General features: G+C 72.0%; 15 protein-coding genes. 9 read left to right on the top strand and 6 right to left on the bottom strand.

Annotation, left to right across the window (positions count from 1 at the left end; translation table 11 throughout):
- Positions 1 to 44: 44 nt before the first annotated feature.
- The 4 genes from ACIBJC_RS17595 (at position 45) to ACIBJC_RS17580 (ending at position 4,027) form a co-directional block, all read left to right on the top strand.
- Complete coding sequence (locus tag ACIBJC_RS17595) at positions 45 to 971, top strand: ABC transporter ATP-binding protein (protein WP_399292931.1); 927 nt, start codon at positions 45 to 47, stop codon at positions 969 to 971.
- A 2-nt stretch (positions 972 to 973) separates the two neighbouring features.
- Positions 974 to 1,753 carry an ABC transporter permease subunit gene (locus ACIBJC_RS17590; protein WP_399292929.1) on the top strand — a complete coding sequence of 260 codons (780 nt, stop codon included), beginning with the start codon at positions 974 to 976 and terminating at the stop codon, positions 1,751 to 1,753.
- A 220-nt stretch (positions 1,754 to 1,973) separates the two neighbouring features.
- Positions 1,974 to 3,125 (top strand): ABC transporter ATP-binding protein, encoded by a 1,152-nt coding sequence (locus ACIBJC_RS17585; RefSeq protein ID WP_399292927.1) that lies wholly within the window; start codon positions 1,974 to 1,976, stop codon positions 3,123 to 3,125.
- Positions 3,122 to 4,027, top strand: coding sequence for an ABC transporter permease (locus ACIBJC_RS17580; RefSeq protein WP_399292925.1), 906 nt, complete (start codon positions 3,122 to 3,124; stop codon positions 4,025 to 4,027). The genes ACIBJC_RS17585 and ACIBJC_RS17580 overlap by 4 nt, the downstream gene beginning before the upstream one ends.
- A gap of 31 nt (positions 4,028 to 4,058) precedes the next feature.
- Here the strand turns inward: ACIBJC_RS17580 and ACIBJC_RS17575 are convergent, their stop codons facing one another.
- Positions 4,059 to 4,388: an ATP/GTP-binding protein gene (locus tag ACIBJC_RS17575; RefSeq protein ID WP_329829508.1), complete on the bottom strand. Its 330-nt coding sequence runs from the start codon at positions 4,386 to 4,388 to the stop codon at positions 4,059 to 4,061.
- A gap of 222 nt (positions 4,389 to 4,610) precedes the next feature.
- On the opposite strand from ACIBJC_RS17575, the gene ACIBJC_RS17570 reads away from it, so the two are divergent.
- On the top strand, positions 4,611 to 5,639 hold the full coding sequence (locus ACIBJC_RS17570; protein WP_399292923.1) for an LLM class flavin-dependent oxidoreductase: 1,029 nt from the start codon (positions 4,611 to 4,613) through the stop codon (positions 5,637 to 5,639).
- A gap of 105 nt (positions 5,640 to 5,744) precedes the next feature.
- Here the strand turns inward: ACIBJC_RS17570 and ACIBJC_RS17565 are convergent, their stop codons facing one another.
- Positions 5,745 to 6,137 carry an SCO5389 family protein gene (locus ACIBJC_RS17565; protein ID WP_399292921.1) on the bottom strand — a complete coding sequence of 131 codons (393 nt, stop codon included), beginning with the start codon at positions 6,135 to 6,137 and terminating at the stop codon, positions 5,745 to 5,747.
- Between the two features lie 216 nt (positions 6,138 to 6,353).
- Between ACIBJC_RS17565 and nucS the strand changes: the two genes are divergently transcribed.
- Positions 6,354 to 7,025 carry an endonuclease NucS gene (gene nucS / locus ACIBJC_RS17560; RefSeq protein WP_385003485.1) on the top strand — a complete coding sequence of 224 codons (672 nt, stop codon included), beginning with the start codon at positions 6,354 to 6,356 and terminating at the stop codon, positions 7,023 to 7,025.
- A 131-nt stretch (positions 7,026 to 7,156) separates the two neighbouring features.
- Here nucS and ACIBJC_RS17555 read toward each other — a convergent pair whose 3' ends face one another.
- The 3 genes from ACIBJC_RS17555 to ACIBJC_RS17545 all read right to left on the bottom strand — a co-directional run bounded on the left by ACIBJC_RS17555 (position 7,157) and on the right by ACIBJC_RS17545 (position 11,661).
- Positions 7,157 to 10,096, bottom strand: coding sequence for an ATP-binding protein (locus ACIBJC_RS17555; RefSeq protein ID WP_399292919.1), 2,940 nt, complete (start codon positions 10,094 to 10,096; stop codon positions 7,157 to 7,159).
- A 212-nt stretch (positions 10,097 to 10,308) separates the two neighbouring features.
- Positions 10,309 to 10,632: an STAS domain-containing protein gene (locus ACIBJC_RS17550; protein ID WP_046496099.1), complete on the bottom strand. Its 324-nt coding sequence runs from the start codon at positions 10,630 to 10,632 to the stop codon at positions 10,309 to 10,311.
- Positions 10,633 to 10,812: 180 nt separating this feature from the next.
- Positions 10,813 to 11,661: a 3-hydroxyacyl-CoA dehydrogenase family protein gene (locus ACIBJC_RS17545; RefSeq protein WP_399292917.1), complete on the bottom strand. Its 849-nt coding sequence runs from the start codon at positions 11,659 to 11,661 to the stop codon at positions 10,813 to 10,815.
- Between the two features lie 250 nt (positions 11,662 to 11,911).
- Between ACIBJC_RS17545 and ACIBJC_RS17540 the strand changes: the two genes are divergently transcribed.
- Complete coding sequence (locus tag ACIBJC_RS17540; RefSeq protein WP_399292915.1) at positions 11,912 to 12,484, top strand: cob(I)yrinic acid a,c-diamide adenosyltransferase; 573 nt, start codon at positions 11,912 to 11,914, stop codon at positions 12,482 to 12,484.
- 21 nt (positions 12,485 to 12,505) lie between these two features.
- Here ACIBJC_RS17540 and ACIBJC_RS17535 read toward each other — a convergent pair whose 3' ends face one another.
- On the bottom strand, positions 12,506 to 13,102 hold the full coding sequence (locus tag ACIBJC_RS17535; RefSeq protein ID WP_399292913.1) for a hypothetical protein: 597 nt from the start codon (positions 13,100 to 13,102) through the stop codon (positions 12,506 to 12,508).
- Positions 13,103 to 13,335: 233 nt separating this feature from the next.
- Here ACIBJC_RS17535 and ACIBJC_RS17530 point away from each other — a divergent pair, with 233 nt between their 5' ends.
- Together ACIBJC_RS17530 and ACIBJC_RS17525 are read left to right on the top strand one after the other, a co-directional pair.
- The gene (locus ACIBJC_RS17530) at positions 13,336 to 14,541 is read left to right on the top strand and encodes a sensor histidine kinase (protein WP_399292912.1); all 1,206 of its coding nucleotides are present in this window, start codon (positions 13,336 to 13,338) and stop codon (positions 14,539 to 14,541) included.
- Positions 14,538 to 15,188 carry a response regulator gene (locus ACIBJC_RS17525; protein WP_399292910.1) on the top strand — a complete coding sequence of 217 codons (651 nt, stop codon included), beginning with the start codon at positions 14,538 to 14,540 and terminating at the stop codon, positions 15,186 to 15,188. The genes ACIBJC_RS17530 and ACIBJC_RS17525 overlap by 4 nt, the downstream gene beginning before the upstream one ends.
- The last annotated feature ends 126 nt before the right edge of the window (positions 15,189 to 15,314 follow it).

Genomic DNA, 15,314 nt, shown 5'->3' with positions numbered 1-15,314 from the left:
TCACTCCGGTGGCGGGGGGCTTTGTGCGCGTTTAGGTTGGCCGCATGATCGAGGTAGAGGGGCTCACCAAACGCTTCGGCCGTAAGGTCGCGGTCGATCACCTCTCCTTCCAGGTACGGCCCGGCGTGGTGACGGGGTTCCTCGGCCCCAACGGGGCGGGCAAGTCGACCACGATGCGGATGATGCTCGGTCTGGACCATCCGACGGGTGGCTCGGTCCGGATCGACGGGAAGCACTACCGGGACCTCGCGGAACCGCTCAAGCACATCGGGGCGCTGCTGGAGGCCAAGTCCGTGCACGGCGGGCGCACCGCCTACAACAACCTCCTCTGTCTGGCGCAGAGCAACCGGATCCCGGAGAGCCGGGTCGCGGACGTCCTCGACGTGGTCGGACTGACGGCGGTGGCGCGGAAGAAGTCGAAGGGATTCTCCCTCGGGATGGGGCAGCGGCTCGGTATCGCGGCGGCGCTGCTCGGTGATCCGGAGATCTTGATGTTCGACGAACCGGTGAATGGTCTGGACCCCGAGGGAATCCACTGGATCCGCAATCTCATGAAGGCACTCGCACACGAAGGCCGCACGATCTTCGTATCCAGTCATCTCATGAGTGAAATGGCCCTGACCGCCGATCACTTGATCGTGATCGGGCAGGGCCGGCTCCTCGCGAACACGTCGATGGCCGACTTCATCCACGCGAATTCGCGGAGTTACGCGCGACTGCGTTCCCCGCAGCGCGAGCAGGTGAAGGACGTGGTGCGCGAGGCGGGTTTCACGGCGGTCGACGCGGCCGACGGGGCCCTGGAGATCGACGGGGCGACCACGGAGGAGCTGGGTGAGCTGGCCGCACGTCACGGGATCGTGCTGCACGAGCTGAGCGCCCAGCGCGCCTCTCTCGAAGAAGCGTTCATGCGGATGACGGCGGAGTCGGTCGAGTACCACTCCCGCGGGTCCGGCGAGGGCGAGGTGGCCTGACCATGGCATCGGTTCCGGCGGTCCTCCGCTCCGAGTGGACCAAGATCCGTACGGTCTCCTCCACGACCTGGACGCTGGTCAGCGCGCTGGTGGTGACGGTGGCCCTGGGCGGGGCGCTCTCGGCGGTGGTGAACTCCCAGTTCGGCACCCTCTCGGAGATGGACCGGGCGACCTTCGACCCGACGTACACCAGCTTCTCGGGGATGGTCCTCGGGCAGCTCGCGATGGTGGTCTTCGGGGTTCTGGTGGTCGGCTCGGAGTACAGCTCGGGCATGATCCGCAGCTCGCTGGCGGCCGTACCGCAGCGCGCCACGTTCCTCTTCGGCAAGATCCTGGTGGCCGGGGTGCTGGCGCTGGTGGTCGGGCTGATCACCGGCTTCCTGGCGTTCTTCCTCGGCCAGGCGCTGCTCGGCGACCACGGTACGGGCATCGGCGAGCCGAACGTGCTGCGCGCGGTGATCGGCAGCGGTCTCTACATGACGCTGATCGCGCTGTTCTCGATGGGCGTCACCGCGATGCTGCGCAGCTCGATCCTCTCGCTCGGCATCCTGATGCCGTTCTTCTTCCTCGTCTCGCAGATCCTGGCCGCCGTCCCGGGCGCCAAGGATGTCGCCCGCTACTTCCCCGACCAGGCGGGACGCCAGATCACCCAGGTGGTGTCCGGGGCCCTGAACTCGACCCCGGCGCCGTACGGTCCGTGGCAGGGGCTGGGGATCATGGCACTGTGGGTGGTGGCCGCGCTGGCGGGCGGATACGCCGTACTGAAGAAGCGCGACGCGTAGGTCGGTCTGCGGCGCACGGGGGTTCGACTGCCGCGCGTGCCTCGGGACGTGGGGCCGGCTCCCGCGTACGGGGCCGACTCCCGCGTACGGGGCCGGCTCCCCGCCGGGACGACTTGGCCGGAACCGTCAACGCGTGGATATCCTCCTTACTCTAACGGGGGCCTTAGGTCCGGACCGGCCACTGCCCCGAAAGACCTGACCTTGTCGATGGGGCTGGAGAATGATCGAGGCAGTCGGCCTGACGAAGCGCTACGGTGCCAAGACGGCCGTGTACAACCTTTCCTTCCAGGTGAGGCCCGGCCATGTCACCGGGTTCCTGGGCCCCAACGGCTCCGGCAAGTCCACGACGATGCGGATGATCCTCGGTCTCGACCGTCCCACCAGCGGTCATGTCACGGTCGGCGGCCACCCCTTCCGGCAGCTCCCGAACGCCCCGCGCCAGGTCGGCGCGCTCCTCGACGCCAAGGCCGTGCACGGCGGGCGCAGCGCGCGCAACCACCTCCTCTCGCTCGCCCAGCTCTCCGGCATCCCGTCCGCCAGGGTCGACGAGGTCCTCGGCGTCGTCGGCCTCCAGGACGTGGCCAAGCAGCGCTCCAAGGGCTACTCGCTCGGCATGGGGCAGCGGCTGGGCATCGCGGCGGCGCTCCTCGGGGATCCGCAGGTGCTGCTCTTCGACGAGCCCGTCAACGGTCTCGACCCCGAGGGCATCCTCTGGGTCCGCAATCTGATGAAGCAGCTCGCGGGCGAGGGCCGTACGGTCTTCGTCTCCTCGCACCTCATGAGCGAGATGGCGGTGACCGCCGACCACCTCATCGTGATCGGCCGCGGCCGGCTCCTCTCCGACATGAGTGTCAAGGACTTCATTTCGGCCAACTCGGCCGACTTCGCCCGGGTCCGCACCCCTCGGGACGAGCCGGAGCTGCGGGAGAAGCTGCACGCGGCACTGACCGGGGCGGGCGGCCAGGTGCTCTCCGAGCCGGACGGCGCGCTGCGGGTCACCGGCCTGCCGCTCCCCCGGATCAGCGAACTGGCGCACGGCGCGGACGTACGGCTCTGGGAGCTGTCCCCGCACCAGGCGTCGCTGGAGGAGGCGTACATGCGGATGACGCAGTCCACCGTCGACTACCGCTCCACGGCCGACGCCCTCGCCGGCTTCACCCCGCCGCCCCAGCCGCCCGGCTACGGGCCTCCGCAGGGGTACGGGGCGGCCCCGCAGGGGTTCGCGCCGCCCGTGGTCCCCGAGGTGCCTCAGCAGGGCTGGTACGCCCCGCCGCCGCCCGGGGCCGGACCCGGCCCCGGCCCGTACCAGCAGGACCCCCCGGCGCCCGCGGCGGAGCCGACGAAGCGTGACATCAGCGAGGACCCCCGATGACGATCCCGCCGACCCCGTCCACCCCAACGACCCCGTATCAGCAGCCTCCGCACCAGCAGGTGCCGCACCAGCAGGCGGTCCCGCCGCGGCAGGCGCCGTACGCCTCGCCGATCCCGGCCCGGCGGGCCCACCTCGGGGACGCCCTGGCCTCCGAGTGGACGAAGCTGCGCTCCGTACGGGCCACGCTGTGGTCCCTGGGCGTCCTGGTCCTCCTGATCGTGGGCATCGGGGTGGCCGCGGCGCTGATCGTCGTCTCCGCCCGGGACGCCAGCGACGTGGAGGCCGAGGTCAGCGGCGAGTCCATGCTCGGCCTCGGCTTCTTCGGGGTGCTGCTGGGCTCGCTCTGCGTGATCACGCTCGGGGTGCTGACCATCACCTCGGAGTACGGCACGGGCATGATCCGCACCACGCTCACCGCCTGCCCCAGCCGTGCCCGGGTGCTGGCCGCCAAGTCGCTCGTCTTCTTCGCCGTGGTCTTCACGGTCACGACCGTGACCACGATGATCGTCGCCGCGCTCCAGACCGCGATCCTCGACGCGAACGCGCCCAGCGCCTCCGAATGGATCCGCGGGACGGTCGGTGTCAGCTTCTACCTGGCGATGCTCGGGCTGTTCTCGATGGCGGTCGGCGCGCTGGTCAAGCACTCGGCGGGGGCGATCACCGTGATGATCGGCCTGGTGCTGCTGCCGCTCGTCCTCGCGGTATTCATGATGGCCAGGTCGCTCCGCGGCGTCCAGGAGTTCCTGCTGATGTACTCGATCCCGAGCCAGATCGTCCAGCTCTACGGGGACGCCTTCGGCACTGTGGGGCCGGGAGGGGGGACGGCGCTGTGGATCATCACCGGGATGGCGGCGGTCGCGATGGTGGGCGCGTTCTTCTCGCTGGACCAGCGCGACGTGTGACGCCCGGCGCGCCGGGCGGAGGGCGCCGGGCTCAGTACCTCGGCGCGTTACGGGACCGCTGCACCCGCGAGGTCCGGCGGTCCTTCGCGTTCCAGCACGCCTGGTGCCAGTGACGCCGGTCGTCCACCCCGCCGTACTCGGGCCACGCCACCACATGGGCCACCGCGGAGGGGATCTCCTGGTCGCATCCCGGGCACCGGTACCGCTTACCGGCGGCACTTGCCCCCGCCACGTGGCGAACTGACCAGTTCTCGCCCTGCCATGTTTCCGATCGCTGGAAGCCGCCGTACCGGTCGCCCGCCTCGGCGGCTCGGTCGGTCGGGTTCTCGCCGCCTCGGGGGCGGTTGCGACGCGGGGACACGGAACACCTCACGGGGCAGACAGCACGGACCGATTCCAGCCTACGGCCAGCGCCACAGGGCAGACGCCCCTCAGCGACGCACGCACCCCGCCTCCGCAGGAGATCCACGGACGGCACTCGCCGGACAATCGCACGAGTTTCGCGTCCGGCCGTGCCTTTGGCACGTGTCAGACGTTGTTGCCAGTAGGGGGAGTCGCGTCGGCCGCGAGGAGGCAGAAGGCGATGCGTGTTGGAGCTTTTGTACTGGCCGCCCAGTTCCCGGGCCAGGGACAGGGAGAAGCGCTGCACCGGGCGGTGCGCACCACGGAGCTGGCCGAGGAGTCGGGACTCGACACGGTCTGGCTGGCCGAGCACCACTTCGTGCCGTACGGCGTCTGCCCGTCGGCCGTGACCCTGGCCGCGCTGCTGCTCGGCCGTACGCGACACATCCGGGTGGGTACGGCGGTCAGCGTGTTGCCGAACGTACATCCGGTGGCGCTCGGCGAACAGGCCGCGCTGCTCCATCTCGTCTCCGGCGGGCGGTTCACCCTCGGGGTGGGACGGGGCGGCCCCTGGGTCGACCTGGAGGTCTTCGGGACGGGCCTGAGCGCCTACGAGCGCGACTTCCCCGAGGCGCTGGAGCTGCTGCTGCGCTGGCTGCGCGGGTCGCGGGTGGGGGCCTCCGGCGACCGGTTCCACTTCCGTGAGGTCGCCGTCGTCCCCCGCGCCGACGAGCTGACGTACCCCGGCGGCCGACCCGAGACGATCATGGCCTGTACGTCCCCCAGGAGCGTGCGGCTGGCCGCCCGGCACGGGCTGCCGATGCTGCTGGGCATGCACTGCGGTGACGAGGAGAAGGCGGAGATGGTCGCGCTGTGGCGTACGCACGCGCGCGCGGCGGGCCTGGCGCCCGCGGAGATCGAGAACGCCCCGCATGTGTCGGCCGGCGTGGTGCAGCTCGCGGACAGCCGCGCCGCCGCTTCGGAAACCCTGGTCAAGGCGATGCCCGGCTGGCTGCGCCAGGGGCTCGGCGCGCATGTGACGGTCGACGGCCGGTCACGCTCGATGCGCGACCCGGTGGCGTACACGGAACTGCTCTGCGCCCTGCACCCGGTGGGGCCGCCGAGGCTGGCGGCGGACCGGCTCGCGGCCACGGCGGAGCGTACGGGCATCACGCGCTTCGCCCTGCTCGTGGAGGGCTCCGGCGATCTGGCGGCCACGGAGGAGAACGTACGGCGCCTGGGGACGGAGGTGCTCCCCCTGCTCGCGTGAGCGACCCGGCCCGTACCTACGGGACCCGTAGGTACGGGCCCGTCAGGGACGCTGCCGCTCCGGCGCCGTGGCTCACCCACGGCGCGGGAGCGGCAGCCGAAACCGTCAGCAGTCCCGGAGCTCAGGGGACTGGTTGAGCAACTGGCCCCTCACCGAGGTGAAGCGGGCCAGCCGCTCGTCGACCGAGGGGTCCAACGGGAACACCGCGACGCGGTGGCAGTTCTGGAATGCGAGCCGCACTCCGAAGTGACGCTGGAGCGCACCGCGAATGGCATCACTCGCGAGCGCGCGCAGCAGTTGACCACGTGCCTGCTCGTCCGGCGGAGGCGTCTGGTTGTCGGCGAACTGTCCACCGTCCACCTTCAGCTGAGCCACCAGAGAACTGATCATCTCCCATGCGTAGGGCAGGGAGGTCCGGACGCAGTCGACGAAAGCCGCTTCGTCGACCTCGCCTCGCTCGGCCTGTTCCAACAGTGCCGGTGAGACGTCGAGCGACATGGGTTCTCCTCTCGCGACCCCGCGGGGAACGGGGCCTTACGGGCAGGGAAGGAGGGCGACGACGACGCAGCGTGCACGACCGGCGACCTCACGCATCCACGTTAGGCGCGCCGACGGGAGGGCACCAGGAGAATGGGACCACAACCGGCCAATAACGAACGGGGGCTTCCAGGGCGAATCGCGCGCGGTGGCGGCAGTCGAGTAGCGTTGCCGACCATGCGTCTCGTCATTGCCCGCTGCTCCGTCGACTACGCGGGCCGGCTCACCGCCCACCTGCCCTCCGCCCCCCGTCTCATCCTGGTCAAGGCCGACGGCAGTGTGTCCATCCACGCCGACGACCGGGCGTACAAACCGCTCAACTGGATGTCGCCTCCCTGCACGTTGAAGGAGGGTACGGACGAGGACACCGGCGTCTGGACGGTCATCAACAAAGCGGGCGAGAAATTGATCATCACGATGGAGGAAGTCCTCCACGACTCGTCGCATGAACTGGGCGTCGACCCCGGTCTCATCAAGGACGGCGTGGAAGCGCACCTCCAGGAGCTGCTCGCCGACCGCATCGAGACGCTGGGCGAGGGGTACAGCCTCATCCGCCGCGAGTACCCGACGGCGATCGGCCCGGTGGACATCCTCTGCCGGGACGCCGACGGCGGCACGGTGGCGGTGGAGATCAAGCGGCGCGGCGAGATCGACGGCGTGGAGCAGCTCACCCGCTATCTGGAGCTGCTCAACCGCGACCCGCATCTGGCACCGGTGAAGGGTGTGTTCGCGGCGCAGGAGATCAAGCCGCAGGCGCGGGTGCTGGCGACGGACCGGGGCATCGGGTGTGTGGTGCTGGACTACAACGGCATGCGCGGCATCGAGGACGACAAGCTGCGCCTCTTCTGACGTGAGCCTGTTCCGGCGTGAATCCGTTCCGGCGTAGGTCTGTGATGACGTAACAGCCCGGTCGTACGAGGTCCGGCGGGCCGCGCGGTGTGCGCGGCCCGCCGGACTTCTCGTACGAGGCCGTCAGGCCGTCATACGACGCCCGGTTCGACCGTCCGCTCCTCGCTGAGGCTCGGGTCCGGGCCGCTCACCGAGGTCTGCGGGGTCGACGGCGCGGGCGCCGTGTCCGTGTCCGAGGGCTCGCCGGAGGGCTCCTCCGTGGGCGGTGTGACGGACGTCGAGGGCGACGGCGGCCCCGAGGGGCCGGTGGGTGTGTCCGACGGCTCCTCCGTGGGGTCCGTCGGCTGTCCCGAGGTGGACGGGGAGCCGCCCGGGGACGAGCTGGTGCCGTCCGAGGGCGTACCCGAGGACGAGGGCGAGTCGGAGGGTTCGGCGCTGTCCGTGGGGCCCGTGGGGCTCGGGGACTCGGGTCCGGCGGGCACGCCGCCCGGGTTGTACGTCGAGGTGTCGACCGGCTGCTCGGCGGGGTTGCCGTCGTCGCCGTTGCTGTCGTCCGGGTCCGTGGACTGTTCCGTACGGACCTTGTCCGGCGGCAGGGGGTCGCCGTCCGAGGTCGCGCCGAGGGTCACGACCGTACCGAGCACGGCCGCGAGTACGGCGCCCGCGCCCGCCGCGACCAGGTTGCGGCGGGCACCGCCGATCGCCGGGCGGCGGGAGTGGCCCGGCACCGCGGTCCGGGGCGCGGCGTGGGCCGGCCGGGCGTCGGAGCCGGGCGGGAGGGCGGGGGTGTCGCGCCGGGTCACCAGCGCCATGTTCTCGCCGGAGCCGGACCCGTAACCTGAGCCGGAACCTGATCCGGAGCCGACCCCGGAACCGATCCCGGACGCGGGGACGGCACTGAGGCCGAGTCCGGCCCCGGCACCGGCGGCCGGTCCGCCGCCCGTACCGGTCCCGTGCCCCGCGGCCTGCCCCGGTCCCGGGCGGGACGGCTTCGACAGCCCCGGCAGTTCGGGCAGCCCGGCCGCCCGTGACAACGGCTCCGCGTACCGTACGGTCGGCGTCTCCGAGCCCGGCGGCTTCGGCCCGGCCAGCGCGGCCTCGCGGTCGGTGACCAGGGCGAGCGCCCTGCGTCCCGCGACCGTGCCGATCTTGTCGGCGAGGGCGCCGCGCATGCCGATGGACGCCTCCAGTTCGGCGCGCGCCCGGTCCAGGTTGCCGACGCAGAGCGCGAGAACGCCCAACTCGTGGTGGAAGTACGCCTCTTCCGCGACCTCTCCGGCCATCCTGGCCGCCTCGGAGCCGGCCCGCAGAGCCCGTTCCCAGGCGCCCCAGTGCAGCCCCGCGAGGAACGCGGGCGCTGCGCTGCGGGCCAGCAGGACGGCGGCGCTGGGGTGGCCGGCCTCCGTGCCGGGCACCAGCGGGCCCATGGCCGCGAGGATGGCGTCCGCCTCGGTGGCGGCCCGCTCGGGGGTGACCGAGGGGTGCCCCGACCACCAGGCGTAGTGCTGGGCGGCGGTGTGGGCGTGGGCCACGGCGTCGTCGCCGTACCCCTGCGCCTCCAGTTGCGCGGCCACGCCGGCCGCGAGCCGGTAGCGTCCGCCGACCGGGGTGAGCAGTCCGCAGCTCATCAGCTCGCCGAGGGCGGCGTCCGCGTGGGTGTCGCCCACCAGCGCGGGCAGGTGCGCCTGGTGCGGGACCTCACCGCCGAGCGCGACGGCGAAGCGCAGGGTGGCGCGCGCGGCCTCGCTCAGCCGGGCGGCGAGCGGGGCGGCGGGCGCGGCGCCCTCGCCGAGGGTGGGCAGAGGTACGTCGTAGCCGCCGGGGACGACCGGCACGGCGGCCGGGGCGCCCTCGGGGCCGGGCGTGCGCTCGAAGGGGCGCACGAAGGGCTCGAACTCGTCGACAGCATCAGCTCCGGCGCGCGCCTGGTCGCGTTGGCGCAGCAGTGCACCGGCCTGGACGAAGCGCAGCGGCAGCCCCTCGGACTCGAACCAGAGGTCGCCCGCCCAGTTGGCCTCCTCGTCGGTGAGCGGCCGTTCGACGACGTGCTCCAGGAGTTCCAGCGAGGAGCCGCGGCCGAGACCGCCGAGGGTGACCTCTTCGAGGCGCGCGTCCGGCGAGGGCACGGCGGTGTCGGGGGTCGCGGCGCACAGGTAGGCGCACTCCGGGGTGGCGGTGAGGAGTTCGTCCAGTGCCTCCCCGCCCAGTTCCAGGTCGTCCAGGACGACGACAGCGCCGATGTCGCGGACCCGGTCGAGGAGTTCGGGCCGGTCCGGGCGGGCGAGCGGCGAGCGGTGGACGGCCGCGTACAGCTCGTACAGCAGCTCGGTGGCGGTGCGGCGGTATCCGGAGAGCCGGACGACGCCGTCGGGCGCGAGGTCCGCGCAGTCCGCTGCCACGGCCTCGATCAGCGCCGTACGCCCGGAGCCCGCGGGTCCCGTGAGGCGTACGGAACGGCCGCGCCCCAGCAGTTCCGCCAGCTTCGCGCGCTCCTCGCCCCGCTCCAGCAGCGGGAGCGCGGGCGCGGCGGGCCCCGCCGGTACGGGCGGGCGGCCGGCGCGCTGGACGGCGGCGCGCTCCTCGGCGGTGAGCCGGGCGGGCGCGGTGTGTTCCCGTCCGGGCGGGCGGCGTTCGATCTCGCTGCCGTCGACGGGGTTGACGGTCACCAGCAGGTCGCCCGAGACGAGCTGGACCGTACGGACGGGCTGCGCCGGGGTGATGGGGCCCGCGCCCTTGATGTGGGCGACGGCCGGGAGGGGGGCGGGCGACGGGGTCGGAGTCGGCGTCGGGACGCCGGGCGTGATCGACACACGGGGCGGGCGAGGCGGTTCGGCCGCCTCGCCGCCCGCCGCGGCGGGTTCGCCCTCGTGAACACTCACGACGGCGCGTTCGACGGCGCGTTCGACGTCGTGCCCACCGTCGGGGCGCGGCGCTTCGTGCCCACTGGCGGGACTCGCGTTGTACCCACTGGCGGGACTCGCGTCGTACCGGCCGTCGGGGCGCGCGTCGTCACCGCGCGCGTCGTCGTCGCGCCGGCCGTGCTCCTCCGGCCCCCGGCTTATCGGGTCCATGGTGAAAAGCCCCCAGATCGTGGCGTGCCGTTGCCCCGGCCTCACACGCCCATCCGCCGCTTCTGGTCCGGTGCCTGCTCCTCAGGGTCCGTCGAACCGCGAACGGCCGAACCCTGAACCTCCGCACAGTATCTACGAACAGCCGGGGCGACACCTCGTCCGGGACATCACGGTCTCGTGAGGATTGTGCGAGGTGGCCAGGTCAGACCAGGTCAGACCCGAGGGAGCGATTCTGCGGCGATGCCGCCCTCGATGGCAAGGATGCGGTGCAGCCGGGTGGCCACCAGCAGACGTTGCATCTGCGGCGGGACACCCCTCAGCACAAGCCTCCGGCCACACCGCCCCGCGCGTCGGTGGGCTCCCATGATGACGCCGAGTCCGGTGGCGTCCCAGGAGTCCAGTTCGGTCAGGTCCAGCACCAGATCGCCGACTCCGTCGTCGACGGCCGAGTGCAGGACCGTACGGGCGTCCGCCGCGCTGCGTACGTCGAGGCGGCCCCCGACGACCAGCTCGGCGTGGTCGCCCCTGATGTGCATATGCTCTCCCCGAGAGTGCTTCCGTGCTCCGGCCTGTTCTGTTCTGTTCTTGTCTTCAAACAACTGACTGCCGGACGGCCTGAGAAGTTGCCGTCTGTTGGCGAACCGATATCGAATTCACCCCGTGGGGTGAGGAAACGGCCGACACGGGCCGGCGCCGCGTGGGGCGCCGGCCGGACCTCAGTGCTTGTAGAACCCCTGCCCGCTCTTGCGGCCGATGTCACCCGCGTCCACCATCCGGCGCATCAGCTCCGGCGGCGCGAACTTCTCGTCCTGGGTCTCGGCGTAGATGTTGTCCGCGGCGTGCAGCAGGATGTCGATACCGGTGAGGTCGGCGGTGGCGAGCGGGCCCATGGCGTGACCGAACCCCAGCTTGCAGGCGATGTCGATGTCCTCGGCGGACGCGACGCCCGACTCGTAGAGCTCCACGGCCTCCACGACGAGCGCGGAGATGAGCCGGGTGGTCACGAAGCCCGCGACGTCGCGGTTGACGACGACACAGGTCTTGCCCACCGACTCGGCGAACTCCCGCGCGGTGGCGAGGGTTTCGTCGCTGGTCTTGTAGCCGCGCACCAGTTCGCACAGGCGCATCATCGGTACCGGCGAGAAGAAGTGCGTACCGACGACACGCTCCGGACGCCCGGTGACCGCCGCGATCTTGGTGATCGGGATGGCCGAGGTGTTGGAGGCGAGGACGGCGTCCTCCCGTACGAGCTTGTCGAGCGTACGGAAGATCTCGTGCTTGACGTCGAGCTGTTCGAAGACGGCCTCGACGACGATGTCCGCGTCGGCCACGGCGTCCAGGTCGGTCGTCGTGGTGATCCGGGCGAGCGCCGCGTCGGCGTCGGCCTCCTCCAGCCTGCCCTTGGCGACGAACTTGCCGTACGAGGCCCTGATCCCGTCCACGCCCCTGGCCAGGGCCGCGTCGGTGACATCACGCAGCACGACGTCCCAGCCCGCGTGGGCCGAGACCTGCGCGATTCCGGACCCCATGAGTCCGGCCCCGATGACGGCGAGCTTCCTGGCCACAACGCACCCCACGTTTCCCGTTCGGCTTCTGTTCAGATTTAACGCATGTTTACTTCTGCTGCCTCTGCCGGAGGTTAGCGGTCAGGGCGCGCCGTGTAACGGTGAAGAGATGCGCGTCACGTCTCACATGACGGACATCACACCGCCGCGCCCCGCCCGCGCGCCCCCATCCGCCCCTCACACCCCATCAGGCGCCGCGCGCGGCGCACTTGACCGCGCGACCGGGACGGTGGCTGATTAGGGTGGCCGTATGGTCAATCTGACGCGCATCTACACCCGTACCGGCGACCAGGGCACGACGGCGCTCGGCGACATGAGCCGTACCGCGAAGACCGATCCGCGGATCGCCGCGTACGCCGACGCCAACGAGGCCAACGCCGTGATCGGCACCGCGATCGCCCTGGGACAGCTCCCCGCGGAGATCGTGAAGGTCCTGGTCCGCGTCCAGAACGACCTCTTCGACGTGGGCGCCGACCTCTCCACCCCCGTCGTCGAGAATCCTGAGTTCCCGCCGCTGCGCGTGGAGCAGGCGTACATCGACAAGCTGGAGGCGGACTGCGACCACTTCCTGGAGGGGCTGGAGAAGCTCCGCAGCTTCATCCTCCCCGGCGGTACGCCCGGCGCGGCGCTGCTGCACCAGTCCTGCACGGTCGTCCGGCGGGCCGAGCGCTCGACGTGGGCGGCGCTGGAGGTGCACGGCGACGTGATGAACACGCTGACGGCGACGTATCTGAACCGCCTCTCCGACCTCCTGTTCATCCTGGCCCGCGCGGCCAACAAGGAGGTCGGGGACGTGCTCTGGGTCCCGGGCGGCGAACGCTGACGGCCGCCCGGGCGGGGCGGATCAGCGCTTCGTCAGCCGCCCGGGACGCTCCACCCGGGTGGGGACGGCGGTTCCCGGATGCTCGGCCGGGGGCTTCTTCGGCCAGAGCGCGTACGTCAGGGCGATCACCCCGTGGATCCCGGCGGCCCGCGCCGCGGTGAGCTGCCAGGCGGTCAGGGATCCGGTGTCGTTCGCGTCGCCCACGTACACGACGGCGAGCTGGAGCAGCCCGGCGGCGACCGCGGCGCCGAGCAGCGTACGCAGCCACAGCTTGGCCTCGTGGCGGGCGCGGGCGGCGCCGTAGCGCGGCGGCTTCGGCGGGGGCGGGGCGCCGGCGAGACGGTGCGCGGCGTGGCCGTCGAGCCAGGTGATCGTGTAGTGGCCGTAGGCGACGGTGTAGCCGATGTAGAGGGCCGCGAAACCGTGTTTCCAGTCCGGCTCCGCGCCGTTCCTGAGGTCGACGGCCGTGACGACCAGCAGCACGACCTCCAGCAGCGGCTCCAGCAGCAGGACCCCCGCGCCCAGGCGTCGCATCCCCGCCAGGTAGCGCAGCGCGAGACCGGCGGCCAGCAGCGCCCAGAAGCCGACCTCGCAGATGATGATCAGGGTGACGATCACGCGACCTCTCCTTTCCCTCCCTCCCAGCCTTCCGGCGCGGCACGCGCCCCGCGTCGTCTCCGGTGACGAGAGGTGACTGCATCCTTCGGTGTACGTCGATGTGCCGCGGGCTCCGCCGGTGTGTGGAGGCCCGCGCGCGACGGGCGGTGTTGGATGGAGGGGTGATCGCCTCCCGCCTCAGGTCCCGCGGCCCTCGCACGCCGCGCGGCGTCCGGCCGCACCGCCATGACGTGATGATCGCCGCCGCCGGGCTCTGCGGCGGTCTCGCCCTGTGGGGCGTCGGTCTCGGGATGCGTACGGCGCAGGTGCTGCTGCCCGGGGCGTGGGTGCTCGTGCCGATGGCCGTGCTGACCGGGACGGAGCTGCTGCGCAGGACCGCGCCGCGCACCGCGCTGATCGTGGCTACGGTCGCCCTGATCGCGGACCAGTTCACGACGGGCAGTGTGGCGACGGTGCTGATGTACACGGACGTCATGTACGCGGCCGTGCTGTACGGAACCCCGGCCTCCGCCCGCCGTATCCCCCGTACCACCGTGTTCGTCACGGTCGCGATGACCGTCGGGTTCTCCGCCTGGCTCCAGACGGTGGAGTCGCTGCTGATCGGGCTGGCCACCGGTCTGGTCGCCTTCGGCCCCGCCGCCACGGGCGCCCTCGTACGCAACCACCGCGACGCCGCCGAGGCGGCCAGGCTCCGGGCGCGGCAGACCGCGCTGCTGGCGGAGATGGACCGGACGCAGGCGGTGACCGCCGAGCGTTCGCGGATGGCCCGCGAACTGCACGACATGGTCGCCAACCACCTCTCGGCGATCGCGATCCACTCGACGGCCGCGCTCTCCCTCGACGACGAGCGCACGAGCCGGGACGCGCTCGGCGTCATCCGGGAGAACAGCGTCGCGGGGCTCGCCGAGATGCGCCGGCTGATCGGGCTGCTGCGGGAGGGCGACACGGAGCGGGAACCGGCCGCCGCGCCGACGCTGGAGGCGCTGGACACGCTGGTGGGGCAGGCCCGTACGAACGGCGCCTCCAGCGGGCTCGGCTTCACGCTGGCCGACCGGCGCGGCACCGCGGCGGCGCGGAGCGCGGGCGCCGGTGGCGCGCTGCCCGCGCCGGTGGAGCTGGCCGCGTACCGCATCGTCCAGGAGTCGCTGACCAACGCGCTCAAGCACGCGGTGCCGGGCACGGTCGCCGTCGAACTGGGGCTCACGGACCACACGCTGGACGTACGGGTCACCAGCCCGTTCGGTGACCGGCCGGGACCGCGCGCCCCGGGGTCCGGCGCCGGTCTGGTGGGGATGCGCGAGCGGATCGCGCTGCTGGACGGGGTGTTCGAGGCGGGCCCGGTCGCCACCACCGGCGGGACGGACCGGGTCTGGGTGGTACGGGCGGAACTGCCGGTCGGAGCCTCGGCGACGGCCGGGGAAGGGGACGGTACGCGATGACGATCCGGGTTCTGGTCGCCGAAGACCAGTCGGCGGTACGGGCGGGGCTGGTGCTGATCCTGCGCAGCGCGCCCGACATCGAGGTCGTCGGGGAGGCCGCGGACGGCGAGCGCGCGGTCGCGCTGGCGCGGGAGCTGCGCCCCGATCTGGTGCTGATGGATGTGCAGATGCCGCGCCTCGACGGGGTGTCGGCGACGCGGCTGGTGGTCGCCGAGGGGCTGGCGGACGTTCTCGTCCTGACCACGTTCGACCTGGACGAGTACGTCTTCGGGGCGCTGCGCGCGGGCGCCTCCGGCTTCCTGCTGAAGAACGCCGAGGCGGGGGAACTGCTCACGGCGGTACGGACGGTGGCGCGCGGCGAGGGTCTGATCGCCCCGTCGGTGACCCGGCGGCTGATCGCGGAGTTCGCGGCGCCGCGGCCGGTACGGACGGCCGGCGGGCCCGATCCCGCGGTCCTGGACGTGCTGACCCGCCGGGAGCGCGAGGTGCTCTCCCGGCTGGGCGAGGGGCTGTCGAACGCGGAGATCGCGGTGCGGCTCGACATGGCGGAGGCCACGGTGAAGACGCATGTGAGCCGGGTGCTCGGCAAGCTGGAGCTGCGCAGCCGGGTGCAGGCGGCCGTGCTCGCCCAGGAGTTGGGTGTCTGACGGGCCGTCACTGAGGGAGTTCCGGCCGGGCCCCGGCTTTGGTCTGGACCTATTGACGATTGGTCCAGACCTTCCTACTCTCACCGCACACACACTGCGGTGAGCCTCGCAGCGTGGACGCAACGC

This window comes from Streptomyces sp. NPDC050509, from assembly GCF_044457965.1.
Taxonomy (GTDB): domain Bacteria; phylum Actinomycetota; class Actinomycetes; order Streptomycetales; family Streptomycetaceae; genus Streptomyces.
The sequence above is the reverse complement of the archived record's forward strand: the minus strand, read 5'-3'. Positions and strand labels throughout refer to the sequence as shown.